Raw genomic sequence first — 18,388 nt, 5'->3', positions numbered from 1 at the left:
TGGTCCTTTTATCTACGAATTCAGCGATTTATCTACGATTCTGGTCCTTTTATCTGCGAATTCGGCGATTTATCGATTTTTCGACAAAAAAGGGATCCGCAACAGGTCCACGTATATAGCTGCTGCATTTCATCTACAAAACTGGTCCATTTTTCTACATATTCGGCCCTTCAACTACGATTCTGGTCCTTTTATCTACGAATTCGGCGATTTATCGATTTTTCGACAAAATAGGACCCCGAAAGCAGGTCCACGTCATAATTCTGCGATTGCCCTGCCCGCCTGTCGTCCGGAGAAAAGGCAGCCACCGACGAATGTTCCTTCCAATGAACGATAGCCGTGAACCCCGCCCCCGCCGAATCCGGCTACTTCACCGGCTGCATACAGGCCTTTTACCGGATGTCCGGAAGTATTCAGGACGCGGCAGGAGAGATCGGTTTGCAATCCACCCAATGTTTTTCTGCTGACGATATTCAGCCGCACTGCTATCAGGGGACCATTCTTCGGATCGAGTATTTTATGCGGTGCCGCAACTCTTATTAAGCGGTCCCCGATATAATGGCGCGCTCCACGCATTGCGGTGATCTGCAGGTCTTTTGTGAATTTGTTATCCATCTTCCTGTCCCGGCTGATGATTTGCCTCTCGATATCGGCAAGGACCAGCAATTTCTCCCCCGTGATCTCATTCATTCCCTCCACGAGTTCAGAGAGAGAATCCGCTATGACAAAGTCTTCCCCTTTGTCCATGAAAGCCTGCACGGGAGACGGTGCGCCAGGCAGGACCCGGGATAACACTTTCCGAATGCTTTTACCTGTCAAATCGGGATTTTGCTCAGAGCCTGATAAAGCAAATTCTTTTTCTATGACCTTTTGCGTTAAAATGAACCAGGAATAATCGTACCCTGTCGCCATGATTGTTTCAAGCGTCCCCAGCGTATCGAATCCGGGGAAATTCGGGGCAGGGAACCGCTGACCTGTTGCGTCGAGCCAAAGAGACGAAGGGCCGGGAAGGATACGGATCCCATGCTTGTCCCAAACGGGATCATGATTCTTGATTCCTTCCGTATAGTGCCACATCCGGTCACGATTGACGATCCTTCCACCGGCCCTTTCCGTAATGGCCAGCATCCTCCCATCCACATGCTCGGGAACACCGGAAATCATATTTTTCGGAGCTTCACCAAGTCTATCGGGCCAATTCTTTCTAATCAATTCGTGATTGGCACCGATACCGCCACTTGTAACAAGCACAGCTTTCGCAAGTAACGAGAAGTCACCGATTACTTCCCCAGAACTAGCCTCCCCACGAGCTGCCGAGCTCGGTACAAGCACGGATCCGCGTACACCAATGACAGAATCATCTTCCGTTATCAATTCATTCACACGATGACGGGGACGATAATCGACAAGTCCCTTCCCCATCGCTTTACGGACCCGATCCTCGAACGGCTTAACGATCCCTGGGCCCGTTCCCCATACAATATGAAAACGCGGAACTGAGTTACCATGCCCTTCAGCGAGGTATCCCCCACGCTCCGCCCAGCCCACAACCGGAAAAAAACGGATGCCCTGCGCTGTTAACCATTCACGTTTTTCCCCTGAAGCAAAGTTGACGTAAGCCTCCGCCCACTTCTTCCCCCAATAATCTTCATCCTCTTCTTCTTCTCGATCGAACCCTGCCGTACCTAACCAGTCCTGCCAAGCAAGTTCACGAGAATCCTTAATGCCCAGTCTCCGCTGCTCGGGTGAGTCGACAAGAAATAAGCCGCCAAAAGACCACCAAGCCTGCCCGCCTAAAGAAGCTTCCGGTTCTTGATCCAATAATAGGACCTTCTTTCCCGCATCAGCGAGCTCTGCCGTAGCCACCAACCCTGCGAGACCCGCTCCGACCACAATCACATCAAATTCCATCAACACGCCTCCAGTATGTAAACACTTTCTTATTATCCTACATTCCCTGTTAAAACTCATTTTCCTTCCGAGGAGGAAGAATAATCTTGTAAGGAGTATGCTTTGAACCAGAAATTCCCTTCAAACGAAAAAAACCATGAATGACATTCCAACTGAAATGTCATTCATGGTTCCTTTGTTTACCTACGATTCTTACCCTAATTGGCGTTTGAATTCTCTACTGGCGAAGAAGTAAGCGATGACCATGATCCCGACGCACCAGGCAAGCGCGGTCCAAATATCGCTGCCAACAGACCCTTCATACAAGAGGGCACGAATCGCATTCACGATTGAAGTCACGGGCTGGTTCTCAGCGAACGCACGGACGACTTTAGGCATGGTTTCGGTGGGGACAAAGGCCGAACTGATAAATGGTAGGAAAATCAGTGGATACGAGTAGGCTGTCGCCCCTTCCATTGACCCGGCTTTCAAGCCGGGAATCACTGCCAGCCATGTCAACGCCAGCGTAAACAGTCCGAGAATCCCAGCTACCGCGAGCCAATCGAGGATATTAGCGCTGGAACGGAAGCCCATCAAGAGCGCGACGAGGATAACCACCACGAGTGTGAGCGCATTGGATACAAGCGAGGTCAACACGTGAGCCCACAATACCGACGAGCGCTTGATTGGCATGGTAATGAAACGCGCCATCAGGCCGCTTTTCACATCCGTAAACAGCCGAACGGATGTGTAAGCGACGCCGGATGCGATAGCCATCAGCAAGATCCCCGGCAATAAATAATTGACGTAGTTGGCCGTCCCTGTTTCTATCGCTCCGCCAAATACATAGACAAACAGCAGCAGCATCATAATCGGCGTAATCGCCACCGTGATAATTGTATCCGGGCTGCGCATGATGTTGCGCATTAAACGTCCTAGTAATACCCCAGTTTTGCTTTTCATTTACATCTCCTCCTTTTTACCGATGATCGCGAGGAAAATTTCCTCTAATGACGGCTGCTTCTCGATGTACTCCACTTTCGCTGGCGGGAACATTTCCTTGAGCTCGGTAAGGGTCCCGGTCGAGATGATTTTCCCGTCATGCAGGATGGCGATACGGTCCGCCAGTTGTTCGGCTTCCTCCAGGTACTGGGTCGTCAGCAAGATGGTCGTGCCGCCGCCGGCAAGCTCCTTGACGGTATCCCAAACTTCAATCCGCGCTTCGGGGTCAAGCCCTGTCGTCGGTTCATCGAGAAATATGACTGCTGGCGTCCCGATCAGGCTCATGGCGATGTCTAGCCTGCGCTTCATCCCTCCTGAATATTGGTCGGCCCGGCGGTTGGCCGCATCGGTCAGGCTGAATCTTGCAAGCAAATTGTCGGCGACTTGAGCTGGATTGGAAACTCCCCGCAACTTGGCGATCATCATCAGGTTTTCCCGCCCTGTAAGCATACCGTCCAAAGCTGCGAACTGCCCTGTCAGGCTGATGCTCTGGCGAACATGATCCGGTTGACGCTGGACGTCAAAGCCACAAATACCTACTTCGCCGCCATCTGCCTTCATTAGCGTCGAGAGGATGTTGACAGTCGTTGTCTTGCCTGCTCCATTTGAACCGAGCAGTGCAAAAATTTCCCCACGCTGCACCTCAAAATCCACCCCTTTTAAAACTTCCTTGTCTTTAAAGGATTTTTTTAACCCTTTTACAAATATCGTTGCATTGCTCATCTTTTTTTCCTCCTTATATATAGCGCAGCAAGGCCGCTTGCACGATTTGGATCTTCTATTTAGTCTGACTGATAATCTGTATAACTTAGTACCGGGTGAAAATATAACTGAAAAGCAAAGGTGGCAATTCACATTTGTAATCAGCTATTCAGTGGAAATTATTTATGAAATTTATTTTTTTCCCAATCGCTTCATGACACTCTGATTTAAATCTACACGATACTTGTCGACATAGGTTTTAGCATTTGCCACTAGTTCGTCGGCAAATGACGCCACGTCATCCCCAGTTATTTCCAGCACTTGTCTGCCATCCGCCGCACCGGCCTCGAACAAATCGATTAATTCATACTGCATTTGCAGCATATCCATCCCGCTGCCCGTTGAGAAATTCCACATGTAGCTTTGAATTTTCTTAAATACAAACTCGTAGTCCTCTGGCAAGGCTTCAACTCGTGCCATCATCATCTTATACTCTTTTTTATCACCGATCATTTTTTTGAACATTTCCATCATGTTATTTTTCCTCCTATAATAATAGCTGAACAAGGCATTCCAAACATATCGTACGGAATATCTTATGAAGCTAATTTGATTTTAAGACGTTAATTTTTGAAGATACAAAATCCCATTTTTCCCAAAACAATTCAAGTTCCTCGCGGCCAGCTCCATTCAATGAGTAAAACTTGCGAGGCGGCCCCATATCTGACGGTTTCTTTTCTATATTTACCAGTTTTTTCTTTTCTAATCGCATGAGGATGGTGTAGACCGTCCCTTCGACGACTTCATTAAACCCAAGCTCGTTCAGGCGGCGGGTAATCTCGTAGCCATAGGTTTCATGGCGGCTGATGATTTCCAGCACGCAGCCTTCAAGCGAACCCTTCAGCATTTCAGTTAAATTTTCCATGTTCATCACCCCCTCTAATTGGTCTGACTTATATTCAGTATGACTTAGTACTAAGGAAAATTTTTTGGGGAAATCCCGCTATTCAGTGGTCTAGGTATCAAGTGTGACTTACTACATCTATATCGTAGCACGTAGTAGATAAACTGTCAACACGACACTGTAAATATTTTCAAACCATCTATTTACTCACGCGGCTCAATCCCCCATCAGCGCTAATTCAAATCTTTCCTGCCGGAATGCACCCTTCGAGACCCTTCAGCATTTCAGTTAAATTTTCCATGTTCATCGCCTCCCCTATTATGTCTGACTTATATTCAGTACGACTTAGTACCAAGGAAAATTTCCTTTATTCAGTGGTATTCGTATTAATTTTGACTTACTCTTTGTATATAGTATGACGTAGTAGAAGATCTGTCAACATAAATTGTAAATATTTTCAAAAATACCAGCCCATTTATACGGATCATTGCCATCAAGCAGCTGTATTTGAATCGTAAAGGCAAATAAAAAACCACCAATATATGTATTGGTGGAGACGGTGGGAGTCGAACCCACGTCCAGACATAACGGCACTTAAGCTTCTACGAGTGTAGTCGATATATTCGCATTTCGCGAACTCATTAGCCTATCGACAGGCGGCAGAGCAGCTAGTCTGATTGGTCTCTTCCTTCATCCTCAGACGGTGGATTCCGGCGTATCCCACTTAGAGTGAGTCCCTTACCCTACCACGTGGGCCATGGAGGGAGGAACAGCTAACGACTGTTGTTACGCAGCGAAAGCTAGGTTGTTGTTTTGTTTGCCAGTTATAGGCGTTGACGTTTTAACGAGGCCGATCCCCTCGACTCGCAACTTAAGCTCGAACTATCCCTGTCGAATCCGTAACGTCCCCATGATTGAAATGGAGCGTACGAGAGAAGAATAGTCAGCAAGTTGGCTGATATTCAATTGTCATCGGTACAGGATTAATTATAACAGATATAATCAAAAAATCAATTGTAAGGTCTTGGCAGTGCTACATCTTCTGACGATCACGGAAAGCACGTTCAATATCACGTTTCGCTTCCTTCTTCTTCAGGTCATCACGCTTGTCATATTGTTTCTTCCCTTTCCCAAGTCCGATTAAAACTTTGGCAAAGCCGTTCTTTAAATACATTTTCAACGGAACGATGGTGTAACCTGTTTCCTTCGTTTCACCGATCAGTTTACTGATTTCTTTCTTATGCAAAAGAAGCTTCCGTGTTCGCAACGGATCATGGTTAAACTGATTTCCCTGCTCATAAGGGCTGACATGCATATTATGAAGATAAATTTCACCATTTTCTATTTTAGCAAAGGCATCCTTCAAATTCACACGAGCCGCGCGGATTGCCTTGATTTCGGTCCCTTTCAAAACGATGCCTGCTTCAAATGTTTGTTCAATGAAGAAATCATGATATGCTTTTTTATTTTGTGCTAGTTGTTTCCCTGAGCCTTTTGGCATCTTACTCTCCCCTTTTTACATCCGATCGCGGTGAGAGGATGAATGGATCATCCCCTCACATCAATCTTATCTCTTTTTAGGCTTTCTCTTGCGCTTGGCAGCTGGCGCATTTTCAAAGTACTTTTTCTTCTTTTTCGGCTTTTTATCGGAAGAAGGCGCATCTCCCTTGCGGCCTCCGCCTTTTCCTTCGTTACGTCCGCCATTGCCGCCGCGGCCGCGTTTACGGTCACCTGAATTGGCTTTGAATATTTTCTTCTCGCCGGATGGACGCGGGCGGCTTACCTTCATGCCGATGATTTCAAAATCAATGGCGCGTTCCTCTTTATTGACATTGGAAACACGTACGTCGATCTCGTCGCCAATCCGGAACACATTACCGGTCCGTTCCCCGATCATGGCAAGCTGACGCTCATCAAAGCGGTAATAGTCATCCGTCATGAAGCTGACATGAACAAGTCCTTCGATCGTATTCGGCAGCTCGACGAACATCCCGAAATTCGTAACCGAACCAATGATACCTGTATATTCCTCACCGATTTTATCGAGCATATATTCCGCCTTCTTCAAATCATCGGTTTCGCGCTCTGCATCGACGGAGCGACGTTCCCGTTTCGAAGTATGATCGGCAATTTCAGGTAAATTGGCATTCCATTTCTCTTTCGTTGCTTGATCAAGCTTTCCTTCCACCAAATAGGTCCTGATCAACCTATGCACGATTAAATCCGGGTAACGGCGAATCGGTGATGTGAAATGTGTATAAAATTCAGCTGATAAACCAAAGTGGCCCAGGCTTTCCGGATCATATTTCGCCTGTTGCATCGAACGTAGCATGACGGTGGAGATGACCGTTTCTTCAGGCTTGCCGGCCACTGCCTCGATGATTTCCTGTAGTGCCTTAGGATGAACGTCATTGGCCGACCCGCGCACAATATAACCGAAGTTCGTGATGAACTCGAAGAAACGCTGCAGTTTTTCCGGCTTGGGATCTTCATGGATACGGTAAATGAACGGTACGTCAAGGCGGTGGAAATGCTCAGCAACGGTTTCGTTCGCCGCTAGCATGAACTCTTCAATCAGCTTCTCGGCAACCGACCTTTCACGTAACACCACATCAGTCGGGTGTCCCTCTTCATCAACGATAACCCTCGCTTCGTTAAAATCAAAATCGATCGCACCGCGATTCATCCGATTTTTCCGAAGAATGGCCGCTAACTTCTCCATTTCCTGGAACATCGGCACCAATGCCTCATAGCGCTCGAGCTGTTCTTCATCTTTGTCGACCAGAATTTTGTTCACATTGCCATATGTCATCCGTTCCGTCGTTTTAATGACACTTTCAAAAATCTCGTGATTGACGACATGTCCGTCTGGCGTGATTTCCATTTCACAAGAAAGTGTAAACCGATCGACCTGCGGGTTCAAGGAACAAATACCGTTCGATAAACGATGCGGAATCATCGGAATGACCCTGTCCACCAAATATACGCTCGTACCTCTTTCAAGGGCTTCCTTATCGATCGGTGAACCTTCCGTTACATAATGGCTGACATCGGCAATATGGACTCCCAGCTTATAATGGCCATTTTCAAGCTTAGAAACAGAAACGGCATCATCGAGGTCCTTCGCATCGGCTCCATCAATCGTGACCAATACATCATTTCGCAAATCCCTACGATTACCTATTTCACTTTCTTGAATCGTATCGGAAACGGCATTGGCTTGCTTCATGACGTCTTCCGGGAATTCCATCGGCAATCCATACTTATGGATGACGGACAGGATATCGACCCCAGGGTCATTTTTATGCCCTAGAATTTCGATGATTTCGCCTTCTGCACTTACACGTCCTTCTGGATAAGAAGTCAGCTTGACGACAACCTTATGGCCCTCCACCGCTCCATGGGAAGCATGCTGCGGGATGAAGATATCGTTCGCGATCTTTTTATCGTCAGGGATGACGAAACCAAAGCTTTTACTTTCGGAGTATGTACCGACCACTTGTTTGATTCCGCGTTCAAGGATCCTGATGACCGTGCCTTCCTGTCTCGATCCAGATGTTTCTGACGATACACGGACCATGACGATATCACCGTGCATCGCTGTGCCCGTTTCATTCGGCGGGATGAAAATATCATCCATTCCTGGGTTATCTTCTGGTGTTACAAAAGCGAAGCCCTTTGCATGACCCGTTAATTTACCCCGGAATAGGTTCATTTTTTGCGGCAGGCCGTAACGATTGCTTCTCGTTCTGACGACCAACCCCTTTTCTTCCATCTTCACTAGCGCCTTAACGAAATTCTTGAAGTCTGCCGAGTCTTCGATTTTTAAAGCCTCTTCAAGCTCCTGTACCGTTAATGGCTTATAGGCTTCGTCGGTCATGTACGTCAAAAGCCTATTGATATGTTCTTGAATGTTATCTTCCATAAAACCCCTCCTATTCAGGGTATAATCAATTTTGTTAAACCGACCAATCCAGACTTTCTAAAAATTCCAATACATCTTCATGCAACTGGTCTTTTTCTTTATCCAGCGTTATGACATGACCGGATTCTTCATACCACTTCAGTTTCTTGACAGGTGACTCGATGGAATCAAAAATGATATCGGCACTTTTCGGATTGATGACGTCATCATGACGCCCCTGCACGACATATGTCGGCGCATAGATCAAATCGACATGCTCACGTACCTCCGTTATCAACTCCTGAAGGGTTTTCAATGTTTTCATCGGTTTATCGGCAAGAAGGTCCATTTCAAGCTCAATTTGCTCTTGAGTTTTTCCTTCATACTTCTTAAATTCTCTAGCGTACTCCAATACTCCTTTATACATCATCTCTTCACTTTTGATATACATGGGCGCACACATTGATACGATACCCTTTATAGGTACAGTGTAACCTAATTTAAGAGAAAATACGCCTCCTAAAGAGAGTCCGGCAACAGCAATTTCCTCATGGCCCTTACTCTTCAAGAAATCGTATGCCATCATGACGTCCTTCCACCAATCAGCAGGGCCGGTCTTCACCAGCTCCTCCGGTGGCACCCCGTGTCCCTTATAGTGCGGTGCATGGCAGGTGTAACCATGTTTCTCCAAGTGGCGGCCAAGCATCCGCACATCGGCGGAATTACCCGTAAATCCATGTAAAAGTAAGACAGCTCTTTTTCCGCCTTCAAAAGTAAAGGGCTGCTGCAGCTTGATTTTCATGATTAAAAGCTCCTTTATTAGTAAATAGCATCCAAAAAAAATTCCCTATCCTATCATTAAGTACTAAAATTACTATATCTATTCATATAACTATTGTGCAAAGAAAAAAGCCTAGCTATTTAGCTAGACTCATTTTTGATCGATTACACATCAAAGAATGCAACAAGTAAAGTTAAAGCAAAGAATAAAATGGCTAATACTATCGTTGCCCGATGTAAAATCAGATCCAAACCGCGTGCTTTTTGCTTTCCGAATAGCTGCTCAGCACCGCCGGCAATCGCACCTGATAAACCTGCGCTTTTACCCGATTGTAGCAATACCGTCACAATAAGGGCGATACTGACGATCACCAAAAGCGTTATGAGAAATGCATGCATGCAATTACACCTCCTGAAGTACCAATAAACAATTACTTTAACTTTACCACACCCATAAGATATCCACAATCTTTGTTATAATATAATGGTAAGAATTCCTAAACGGCATCTTCCACATTTTCTTTTTGAATCAAAGTTTGAGATAATTCACAAAAAAGGAAGAAAGGGGTGTCACCATGTTCAAGCCCATACTTCGGATTCTCGATCTACTGACCATCCTGTTCTCGGCGGTTGCAGGCTATTCCTTATCGATAGGCGGAAGCAACCTCATGAGTGTCCTATTAATCATCCTCTCGCCGCTTTTGCTCCTGCTTGCAAAATATCATGGAAATCGATATTTATTATTTGCTGCATATAGCACGACAACCGTCTATTTTACTGCTATTATTTATAATGGACTTTCCCATAGCGGTATCGACTTTTTCCAATCCGGTTACCAAGTACTTCTGATCGGGGCAGCTGCCGTGCTGCTGAGTGTCATAGCGGCCGTCATTGGTTTCGGTACAAATACCCTGACGATTCTCTGGCTATCGCTGCATGCCCTGGTAACCTTCGAGACAATCAGAATGTCATCCGGTTTCCTTTCGCATTTCTGGTCTGTTCCCGTCGTGGAAACCGCAGTCCGAAATGATTATCCATTTTTGTTGATGGTCGTATGGATTGGTTTATTTCTCGATAAGTACCAAAGCGAATTGACGAGGGACTACTTGTCACGCTAATCTTTCAATACGCCTATAGCAGGAAATCTTATAATAAAAGCAAGGGGCCTTTCATATGTTAAAACCTATATTTACAGCAACTGCTCTATCATCGTTCATTTTATTATCCGGATGCTCATTCGATCAATCCAGCGATGATAAAAAAGAGCCAAAAGAAGAACAGCCGAGCTCCCACCATACGGAGACAGAAACTGAAGATAATAAAGATGATGATCCCAAAGCACCGGCCCAACGTGAGGTGGACGTCGATGAAACGGTTAAGCCCGCACAGGATGGCCTACAGACTTTAGCCAACCCAGAAAGCATCCCTGTACTTGTCAACAAACAATACAGCTTGCCGGAAGATTACAAACCTGAAGATCTCATCTATCCAAAAGTCGATTTCATCTTTCAAGATAAAATTGAAAAAAGAATGATGCGAAAAGAAGCGGCAGAAGCGCTTGAACAATTATTCCAAGCAGCCGTTAAAGACAACATGCATTTTGCCGGCGTATCCGCGTACCGCTCACATGAAAGGCAAATTGAGGTCTTTAATAGCTATGTGGCCAAGGACGGGGAAGAAAAAGCGAAAACCTACAGTGCCATGCCCGGGACAAGTGAGCATGAAACAGGTCTGGCCATCGATGTCACCACCCATGACGGTGCTTGTGCAGCCCAAGATTGCTTCGGGGACACGAATGAAGCCGCCTGGCTTGCAGAGCACGCCCATGAATACGGATTTATCATCCGCTATCCGGAAGGCAAGGAAAACATCACAGGCTATAAATACGAACCATGGCACATCCGTTATCTAGGTGTCGATGTAGCAACTGAAATTTTCCAGTCGAAGCGCACATTGGAAGAATACTATAATGCCATTCCAGTAAAAGCAGTAGATAAATAAACAAAAGGTGCCCAGATGCGGCACCTTTTTTGTTTGGAATCCTCTTAATCAAACGTTTGATTAAGAGGACTACCCCATATAACCCCCCCCCCATTCAAGGGAGTGGGAGGTGAAAAGACCATCCACTTCTCGTCGGAAGCGGATTTTGGCGTTATTATAACTCAACAGTATTCTTACTTAAAATGATAATAAGTGAACAATTAGTCAAAGATAGTAATATAGCTAAATTCCGGAACATACTTATCAGAGAAGGAATCTGGACGGGGAGGTTTCTATGTGGTAAAAGATTATAAACATTATCGGGACATGAAGAGCATAAGGGAAATAATGAAAAATAAATCAGATAAAATGAATCATGGGATTAAAAGTCTAAATCAAAAAATGGACAAGCTCATGGAGCACGTTCAGAAAAAAGAGAAATGAGCTTCCTTATAAAAGGAGGATCATTTTGTTGTTTATTTACTATTAACAAGTTGAAGAAGTTCAGAAAACTTTTGGACCATAAATTGTGCTTTCTTCAGAATTTCTTCCTTCTCGTTTTCTACATGTACTTTTACCGCTTTACCTCTTTGGCTTAACTCATTGGTGATTTTAATGGTTAAGACACGCCCGCCAACTGCTTTATTTTCCGAGCTTCCAGAACCTTCAGGGACCAACACTGCGTTATGCTTTTTATCTTTATTCAATCGTAATGTACTATGCGATCTGCGTATTTTATTATGCGCTCTATTCATTATAATTCCTCCCCTACTGAATTCATTATTGAATCAATATGATGGATTACTAATAGGTGTTTTCGGACGATTTCGTATAATTCCCTACTTAAAAAGATGCTATCTTCTTCTTTTCCTTCCCCTATTTTACCATCTCCAATCAAAAATTTCACTTTTAGATTAGTATCCGCCTCCAAATAATATGTGATGACCCAAGTTTCATCCTCGTTCAATCTGACCAAATAGGAAACCGTTTTATCGTCTTTACAGGAATGCTTGTCTTTTAAGTAAAGGTCAATGAAGGGTTGATGTTTATTCGCTTTTATTTCTAAAAGGCGATCCGTCCCGACATCTCCAGAATCAATGATTTTTTGGGCATTTTGATTTCCCCTTCTAAAGCGATAAAGGACAAACTTCTTACTCAAAAAAGACAAACTGAATTCGAAGTTACGAACATCCTGATGAAGTACCACGTTGCTTAGGCGGTTGAAGTTCCGTTGGAAAGTATCCAACAATTCGTTCAATGCATTTGTATCATTGGTTAGATTTAGTGCATCTGCTTCGAATTTTTTCAAATCCTGTTGCATATCTGTAATCATTTCAATGGTTTTTCGTTGTTTTTCCCTGTCATCATCTGAACGGATGTAGCTTTCAAATTGATCTAAAACAAAACCATCCTTACCGAAGGATTCTGCCAACTGAAAAATTTCAGGATTATGACTTTTAAACAATCCTAAATTGAAAGAATCATTTTTATGGTCAATCATCTCTTTTCTAGTAGTACCAATATGCCTTAAATGAAGATAAGCATAGATAAGAGCAGATACAGGGACAACGGAAATCATGACAGTTGCAATAGTTTTCGCTTGTTCACCAAGCTTATTTTCGCCATTCTCCGTGAGCAAATCATTGACAAGCGTGCTGTCCAGCTGGTTGATTTTCTACAAAAGAAACGTTGAGAAGTGTTCAATTGGAGTAGCAAATTTAGAGGCAAGGAATGTGCCTGCAGCCAATATAACAAATGCAATAATTTTATTGTTTTGGAGTGTCTTTAAGCTCTTAGTGCTAGGTTGCTGAACATATAATTTCAGCCAATATTTATCCCAACCTTCTTTCCCAAGTCCAGTCCGAATCTTTGTGAAAATCGGCTGTAAATCGGTTTTAAGTAAGTTTATTCTACTCGAAATCAACTCTTTAGATGCGTCTGGTATCTCTGTGTTCTCTTCCATAATTCCTCCTTTTCAATTTTGTGATTCTACTTTTATTTTATACAAAAATATATTAACAAAAAAGTCCTTATTAAATATATTTTGGAAAAATGGTAGTTTGAATCTAATCATTGATAAACATAAAAACCTCCCATTCACAAGGAATGGGAGGTAAAAAGAAATTATTATCTCCATCCGCTTCTCGTCAGAAGCGGATTTTGGCGTTATTATTTCTTCAAGTTATAGAAAGATTTCAAGCCGCCATATACAGCCAAGTCACCAAGCTGGTCTTCGATGCGAAGAAGTTGGTTGTATTTAGCGATACGGTCCGTACGGGACATGGAACCTGTTTTGATTTGGCCTGCGTTTGTTGCAACGGCGATGTCGGCAATTGTTGCATCTTCCGTTTCACCTGAACGGTGGGAAACGACAGCCGTGTAGCCTGCGCGCTTAGCCATTTCGATTGCGTCAAACGTTTCAGTCAGTGTACCGATTTGGTTCACTTTGATCAGGATTGAGTTACCGATGCCTTTTTCGATGCCTTCAGCCAATTTTTTCGTGTTCGTTACGAATAAATCGTCACCAACCAATTGAACTCTAGAACCGATGCGTTCAGTTAGAAGTTTGTGGCCATCCCAGTCATTTTCATCCAAGCCATCTTCAATCGAAAGAATCGGGAATTCATTCACTAGCTCTTCATAGAAAGCAACCATTTCTTCAGATGTAACGCCATTGCGGCCTTCGCCTGCAAGATCGTATTTGCCAGTTTCTTTGTTATAAAATTCAGATGAAGCTACGTCCATACCAAGGTAGATATCTTCGCCTGCTTTATAGCCTGCTTTTTCAATCGCCTCGATGATGACTTGCAGCGCTTCACGGTTTGAACCAAGGTTTGGTGCAAAGCCGCCTTCGTCGCCAACAGCCGTGTTCAAGCCTTTAGCAGAAAGAACGGATTTCAATGCATGGAATACTTCAGCGCCCATACGAACGGCTTCCTTGAAGCTTGGTGCACCGACAGGAAGGATCATGAATTCCTGGAAGTCAACGTTGTTATCGGCATGTGATCCACCGTTGATGATGTTCATCATTGGAGTCGGAAGTTGTTTTGCATTGAACCCTCCAAGGTAACGGTACAATGGTAAACCGGAAAATTCAGCAGCAGCGTGGGCGGCAGCCATGGATACACCAAGGATTGCATTCGCTCCAAGGTTTCCTTTGTTTTCCGTACCATCCAATTCGATCATTGTAAGGTCAAGGCCAGCTTGGTTCGTAACATCCAAGCCAATTACTGCTTCAGCAATGATATCATTTACGTTATCGACTGCTTTTTGTACCCCTTTACCCAGGTAGCGAGATTTATCACCGTCACGAAGCTCAACCGCTTCATGTTCTCCTGTTGAAGCACCTGATGGTACGATTGCGCGTCCGAAGTAGCCGGACTCTGTTTGGATTTCTACTTCTATTGTTGGATTACCACGGGAATCAAGCACTTCGCGTGCATATACATGTTCGATATAAGGCATTATAACTCTCTCCTTTTCCTATTCACAATTTTATTTAGATAATAGGGATTTCCCTGTCATTTCAACAGGTTTTTCGACTCCAAGCAAGTCTAGCATCGTTGGAGCTAAATCGCCTAATATACCATCTGTTCTTAATGTTACCTGATTTTTGGTGATAATGACAGGCACAGGGTTCGTTGTATGGGCCGTCATTGGATTTCCTTCAAGCGTAACGACTTCATCAGCGTTCCCATGGTCGGCCGTAATGATCGCCGTGCCGCCTTTAGAGACGATTAAATCGACGATTTTGCCTAAGCATTCATCAACGGTTTCAATCGCTTTTATCGTCGGCTCAAGCATCCCTGAGTGCCCAACCATATCCGGATTGGCGAAATTCAAAAGAATCGCATCGAAGTTATCGGCCTCGATTTGTTCCATCAGCGCATCCGTCACTTCATAAGCGCTCATTTCCGGTTGTAGATCATATGTAGCGACTTTCGGAGAATTGATTAAAATCCTCTCTTCACCAGGAAACTTCTCTTCTCGGCCACCGCTCATGAAAAACGTCACATGCGGATATTTTTCCGTTTCAGCAATGCGAAGCTGAGTAAGCTTGTTTTGAGAAAGCACTTCCCCTAATGTATTATCGAGATTCGTCGGCTTAAAAGCAACATATCCGTCAACCGTTTCCGAAAAATGCGTCAAGCAGACAAAATGAAGGTGCTTCGGATGTCCAGGACCGCGGTCAAATGAACGAAAGTCCTGATTCGTGAACGTATTCGAAATCTGGATCGCACGGTCGGGACGGAAGTTATAAAAAATAACGGCATCATCATCTTTTATCGTCGCCACCGGCTTGCCATCTTCCGCCGTAATGACCGAAGGGATCACGAATTCGTCAAAAATACCATGTTCGTATGAATCCTCGACACATTCCAGCGCAGAAGGGTAAGCTGGTCCATCACCATATACCATTGAACGATACGATTTTTCGACACGTTCCCAGCGTTTGTCACGATCCATGGAATAATATCTTCCGGAAATGGTCGCAAACTGGCCAACACCGATTTCCTTCATTTTCGCTTCGGCAGCCTTGATATATCCCTGCGCCGTTTTCGGTCCGACATCACGCCCATCGAGGAATGCATGTACATACACATTCTTGACGCCTTGTTTCGCTGCCAATCTTAGCAGGGCATACATATGTTCAATATGGCTATGTACGCCCCCATCCGAAAGAAGCCCGAATAGATGAAGGTCTGTACCCTTTTTCTTTGTATGGCTCATTGCCTCGACAAAAGTTGGGTTTTCAGCAAACTCTCCTTCGCGGATAGCCAGGTTCACACGGGTCAAGCTTTGGTAAACGATCCGCCCTGCCCCGATATTCAAATGGCCCACTTCCGAGTTCCCCATTTGACCGGCAGGCAAGCCGACCGCTTCCCCGCTTGCAGTTAAGTGGGAATGAGGATACTGCTCCCAATAACGGTCAAAGTTCGGTTTTTTCGCATGAAAAACAGCATTTCCCTTTTCTTCGCTACGGCAGCCAAAACCATCCAAGATGATGAGTGCCACTGGCGACTTACTCATAGTGACCAGCCTCCAGCAATTGTATGAAGCTATCCGTTTTCAAGCTGGCACCGCCTACCAATGCACCATCAATATCAGGTTGTGCCATATACTCTTTAATATTCTCAGGTTTTACGCTGCCGCCGTATTGGATACGGATCGCTGCTGCCGCTTCGTTAGAAAACTTATCGGCAACCACTGAGCGGATATGCGCACAAACTTCATTTGCATCTTGAGCAGATGACGATTTTCCCGTTCCAATCGCCCAAATCGGCTCATAAGCGATAACGGTTTGTTTCAATTGTTCGTCAGATAATCCCGCTAATCCATTTTCAATCTGGCTGCCTACGAAATCATTCGTTTCGCCAGCTTCTCGTTGCTCAAGCGTTTCACCGCAACAAACGATAGGGGTTATTTGATTAGCGAATGCGGCATGAGCTTTTTTATTAACGGCTTCATCCGTTTCGTTAAACATTTCGCGGCGTTCGGAATGGCCTAGAATGACATAAGATACCCCAAGATCAGCTAATGCAATCGGGCTGATTTCTCCTGTGAAGGCTCCATTTTCTTCAAAGTGCATGTTCTGTGCGCCTATTTTAACATCTGTATCCTTTACAGCTTGGACCAGTTGATCTAAAAACAAGGCAGGAGCACATACAACCGTATCAATTACATCTTGCTTAGGAATCAAATTGCTCACTTCTTCTAAAAAGGCAGTTGCCTCAGATAGTGTCTTATTCATTTTCCAGTTACCTGCAATAATCGGTTTACGCATTTGGTTTCTCATCCCTTCTAAAGTTGAAATATTGACGGCTTACGCTTATTTGTCGTTCAAGGCTACAACGCCCGGCAATTCCTTGCCTTCCATGAACTCAAGAGATGCACCGCCGCCAGTTGAAATATGGGACATTTTTTCTGCCAAGCCAAACTTTTCAGCCGCAGCGGCAGAATCCCCTCCGCCTACAATGCTGTAAGTATCTTTCGCATCAGCTAAGGCTCGAGCAACGGTTTTCGTCCCATTGGCAAATTTATCGAATTCGAACACGCCCATAGGTCCATTCCAGATGACAAGCTTGGAACCTTTGATTACATCCGCATATAATTCACTTGTTTTCGGACCGATATCAAGAGCCATCTTTTCTTTTGGTATCGAATCGATATTGACGACCTCGGTATCTGCATCAGGTGAGAATTCTGCAGTTACGACGGCATCAATCGGCAAATGAAGCTTCACGCCTTTTTCTTTAGCGCTTTCGATGAAAGATTTGGCCAATTCTATTTTGTCTTCTTCCAAAAGCGAATTACCGATTTCATGTCCTTGCGCTTTAATGAATGTATAACCTAGACCGCCGCCAATGATCAGATGATCGACATTTTCCAGAAGGTTTTTGATGACGCCTATTTTATCCTTTACTTTTGCGCCGCCAATTATAGCTGTAAATGGACGTTCTGGGTTTGATAACGCTTTTCCTAGAACATCAAGCTCTTTTTCCATCAACAATCCTGAAACGGCTGGAAGATGGTGTGCGATCCCTTCAGTTGAAGCATGTGCACGATGAGCAGCTCCGAATGCATCATTTACATAAACATCCGCAAGTGCTGCAAATGATTTCGCCAATTCCGGATCGTTCTTCTCTTCTCCTGGATAAAAACGAACGTTTTCCAACAACAGAATCTCGCCATTTTCCATGTTATTTATGATGGACTGAACGGACTCCCCGTATGCTTCTTCAGCCTTTTTTACATCTTTTCCACTAAGTTCACTAAGTCTTTCGGCAACAGGAGCTAAACGCAACTCTTCCACGACTTGTCCTTTAGGACGGCCAAGGTGGCTTGCTAAGATGACTTTGGCGCCTTGTTCCGTCAGATGGGAAATTGTCGGCAGTGCAGCTTTGATTCTCGTATCGTCCGAGATTTTCCCATCCTGCATAGGGACGTTGAAATCAACACGGCAAAATACCCGTTTCCCCTTTAAATCAATATCTCTAATCGACTTTTTATTCATAAATCCAAAGAACCTCCTTAGATATTGTTATCACAGTTTTGATTTCTTTAGTCAAAAAGGGAGAAGGCAAATATCCCAGCTCCCCTTTTCTCTACTTCATTATAGTCGGTTTTCAGGAAATTATCCAAAAACAAGGAGCGGAATCACCATTAGGTGCTCAATCAATTAGCATCCTCTGTTAAGTTTGATTAAAGCATGATTAAAAAAACCT

Annotated in this window: 19 protein-coding genes and 1 other RNA gene; 3 read left to right on the top strand and 17 right to left on the bottom strand. The window is 44.5% G+C overall.

Going from position 1 to position 18,388, the window contains the following annotated elements; translation table 11 throughout:
- Positions 1-255: 255 nt before the first annotated feature.
- From ASU00_RS03520 to secG, 10 genes are all read right to left on the bottom strand, one after another.
- Entirely contained in the window at positions 256-1,911 is a 1,656-nt protein-coding gene (locus ASU00_RS03520) for an FAD-binding dehydrogenase (RefSeq protein WP_057912054.1), read from the bottom strand.
- A 192-nt stretch (positions 1,912-2,103) separates the two neighbouring features.
- Positions 2,104-2,853 (bottom strand): ABC transporter permease, encoded by a 750-nt coding sequence (locus ASU00_RS03515; protein ID WP_057912053.1) that lies wholly within the window; start codon positions 2,851-2,853, stop codon positions 2,104-2,106.
- Complete coding sequence (locus ASU00_RS03510) at positions 2,854-3,615, bottom strand: ABC transporter ATP-binding protein (RefSeq protein ID WP_057912052.1); 762 nt, start codon at positions 3,613-3,615, stop codon at positions 2,854-2,856.
- Positions 3,616-3,786: 171 nt separating this feature from the next.
- Complete coding sequence (locus tag ASU00_RS03505) at positions 3,787-4,128, bottom strand: DUF1048 domain-containing protein (protein ID WP_057912051.1); 342 nt, start codon at positions 4,126-4,128, stop codon at positions 3,787-3,789.
- 70 nt (positions 4,129-4,198) lie between these two features.
- Complete coding sequence (locus ASU00_RS03500) at positions 4,199-4,519, bottom strand: PadR family transcriptional regulator (RefSeq protein ID WP_057912050.1); 321 nt, start codon at positions 4,517-4,519, stop codon at positions 4,199-4,201.
- Between the two features lie 527 nt (positions 4,520-5,046).
- Positions 5,047-5,408: a transfer-messenger RNA gene (ssrA, locus tag ASU00_RS24315) on the bottom strand.
- A 123-nt stretch (positions 5,409-5,531) separates the two neighbouring features.
- Positions 5,532-5,999 (bottom strand): SsrA-binding protein SmpB, encoded by a 468-nt coding sequence (smpB, locus tag ASU00_RS03495; RefSeq protein ID WP_057912049.1) that lies wholly within the window; start codon positions 5,997-5,999, stop codon positions 5,532-5,534.
- A 66-nt stretch (positions 6,000-6,065) separates the two neighbouring features.
- Positions 6,066-8,423 carry a ribonuclease R gene (rnr, locus tag ASU00_RS03490; RefSeq protein WP_057912048.1) on the bottom strand — a complete coding sequence of 786 codons (2,358 nt, stop codon included), beginning with the start codon at positions 8,421-8,423 and terminating at the stop codon, positions 6,066-6,068.
- 34 nt (positions 8,424-8,457) lie between these two features.
- Positions 8,458-9,204 (bottom strand): alpha/beta hydrolase, encoded by a 747-nt coding sequence (locus ASU00_RS03485; RefSeq protein ID WP_057912047.1) that lies wholly within the window; start codon positions 9,202-9,204, stop codon positions 8,458-8,460.
- A 143-nt stretch (positions 9,205-9,347) separates the two neighbouring features.
- Positions 9,348-9,581 carry a preprotein translocase subunit SecG gene (gene secG, locus ASU00_RS03480; protein WP_057912046.1) on the bottom strand — a complete coding sequence of 78 codons (234 nt, stop codon included), beginning with the start codon at positions 9,579-9,581 and terminating at the stop codon, positions 9,348-9,350.
- A 176-nt stretch (positions 9,582-9,757) separates the two neighbouring features.
- Between secG and ASU00_RS03475 the strand changes: the two genes are divergently transcribed.
- The 3 genes from ASU00_RS03475 (at position 9,758) to ASU00_RS25295 (ending at position 11,606) form a co-directional block, all read left to right on the top strand.
- The gene (locus ASU00_RS03475) at positions 9,758-10,300 is read left to right on the top strand and encodes a hypothetical protein (RefSeq protein WP_057912045.1); all 543 of its coding nucleotides are present in this window, start codon (positions 9,758-9,760) and stop codon (positions 10,298-10,300) included.
- 55 nt (positions 10,301-10,355) lie between these two features.
- Entirely contained in the window at positions 10,356-11,183 is an 828-nt protein-coding gene (locus ASU00_RS03470) for a M15 family metallopeptidase (RefSeq protein ID WP_057912044.1), read from the top strand.
- 276 nt (positions 11,184-11,459) lie between these two features.
- A complete protein-coding gene (locus ASU00_RS25295; RefSeq protein WP_161809686.1) occupies positions 11,460-11,606 on the top strand; it encodes a hypothetical protein in 147 nt (48 codons plus the stop codon).
- A gap of 32 nt (positions 11,607-11,638) precedes the next feature.
- On the opposite strand, the gene ASU00_RS03465 is transcribed toward ASU00_RS25295, so the two are convergent.
- The 7 genes from ASU00_RS03465 to ASU00_RS03435 all read right to left on the bottom strand — a co-directional run bounded on the left by ASU00_RS03465 (position 11,639) and on the right by ASU00_RS03435 (position 18,177).
- Positions 11,639-11,917, bottom strand: a complete 279-nt coding sequence (locus ASU00_RS03465; protein WP_057912043.1) for a hypothetical protein — start codon at positions 11,915-11,917, stop codon at positions 11,639-11,641.
- Positions 11,917-12,801 carry a hypothetical protein gene (locus ASU00_RS03460; protein WP_057912042.1) on the bottom strand — a complete coding sequence of 295 codons (885 nt, stop codon included), beginning with the start codon at positions 12,799-12,801 and terminating at the stop codon, positions 11,917-11,919. Before ASU00_RS03460 ends, ASU00_RS03465 begins: the two co-directional genes overlap by 1 nt.
- A 36-nt stretch (positions 12,802-12,837) precedes the next feature.
- Complete coding sequence (locus ASU00_RS03455) at positions 12,838-13,125, bottom strand: hypothetical protein (RefSeq protein WP_057912041.1); 288 nt, start codon at positions 13,123-13,125, stop codon at positions 12,838-12,840.
- Positions 13,126-13,331: 206 nt separating this feature from the next.
- Positions 13,332-14,627 (bottom strand): phosphopyruvate hydratase, encoded by a 1,296-nt coding sequence (gene eno, locus ASU00_RS03450; RefSeq protein ID WP_057912040.1) that lies wholly within the window; start codon positions 14,625-14,627, stop codon positions 13,332-13,334.
- A gap of 30 nt (positions 14,628-14,657) precedes the next feature.
- Complete coding sequence (gene gpmI, locus ASU00_RS03445) at positions 14,658-16,193, bottom strand: 2,3-bisphosphoglycerate-independent phosphoglycerate mutase (protein WP_057912039.1); 1,536 nt, start codon at positions 16,191-16,193, stop codon at positions 14,658-14,660.
- Positions 16,186-16,947: a triose-phosphate isomerase gene (gene tpiA / locus ASU00_RS03440; RefSeq protein ID WP_057912038.1), complete on the bottom strand. Its 762-nt coding sequence runs from the start codon at positions 16,945-16,947 to the stop codon at positions 16,186-16,188. Before tpiA ends, gpmI begins: the two co-directional genes overlap by 8 nt.
- 45 nt (positions 16,948-16,992) lie before the next feature.
- On the bottom strand, positions 16,993-18,177 hold the full coding sequence (locus ASU00_RS03435; RefSeq protein WP_057912037.1) for a phosphoglycerate kinase: 1,185 nt from the start codon (positions 18,175-18,177) through the stop codon (positions 16,993-16,995).
- Between the last annotated feature and the right edge of the window lie 211 nt (positions 18,178-18,388).

Origin of the sequence: Peribacillus muralis (assembly GCF_001439925.1) — a bacterium.
Taxonomy (GTDB): domain Bacteria; phylum Bacillota; class Bacilli; order Bacillales; family DSM-1321; genus Peribacillus; species Peribacillus muralis.
The sequence above is the reverse complement of the archived record's forward strand: the minus strand, read 5'-3'. Positions and strand labels throughout refer to the sequence as shown.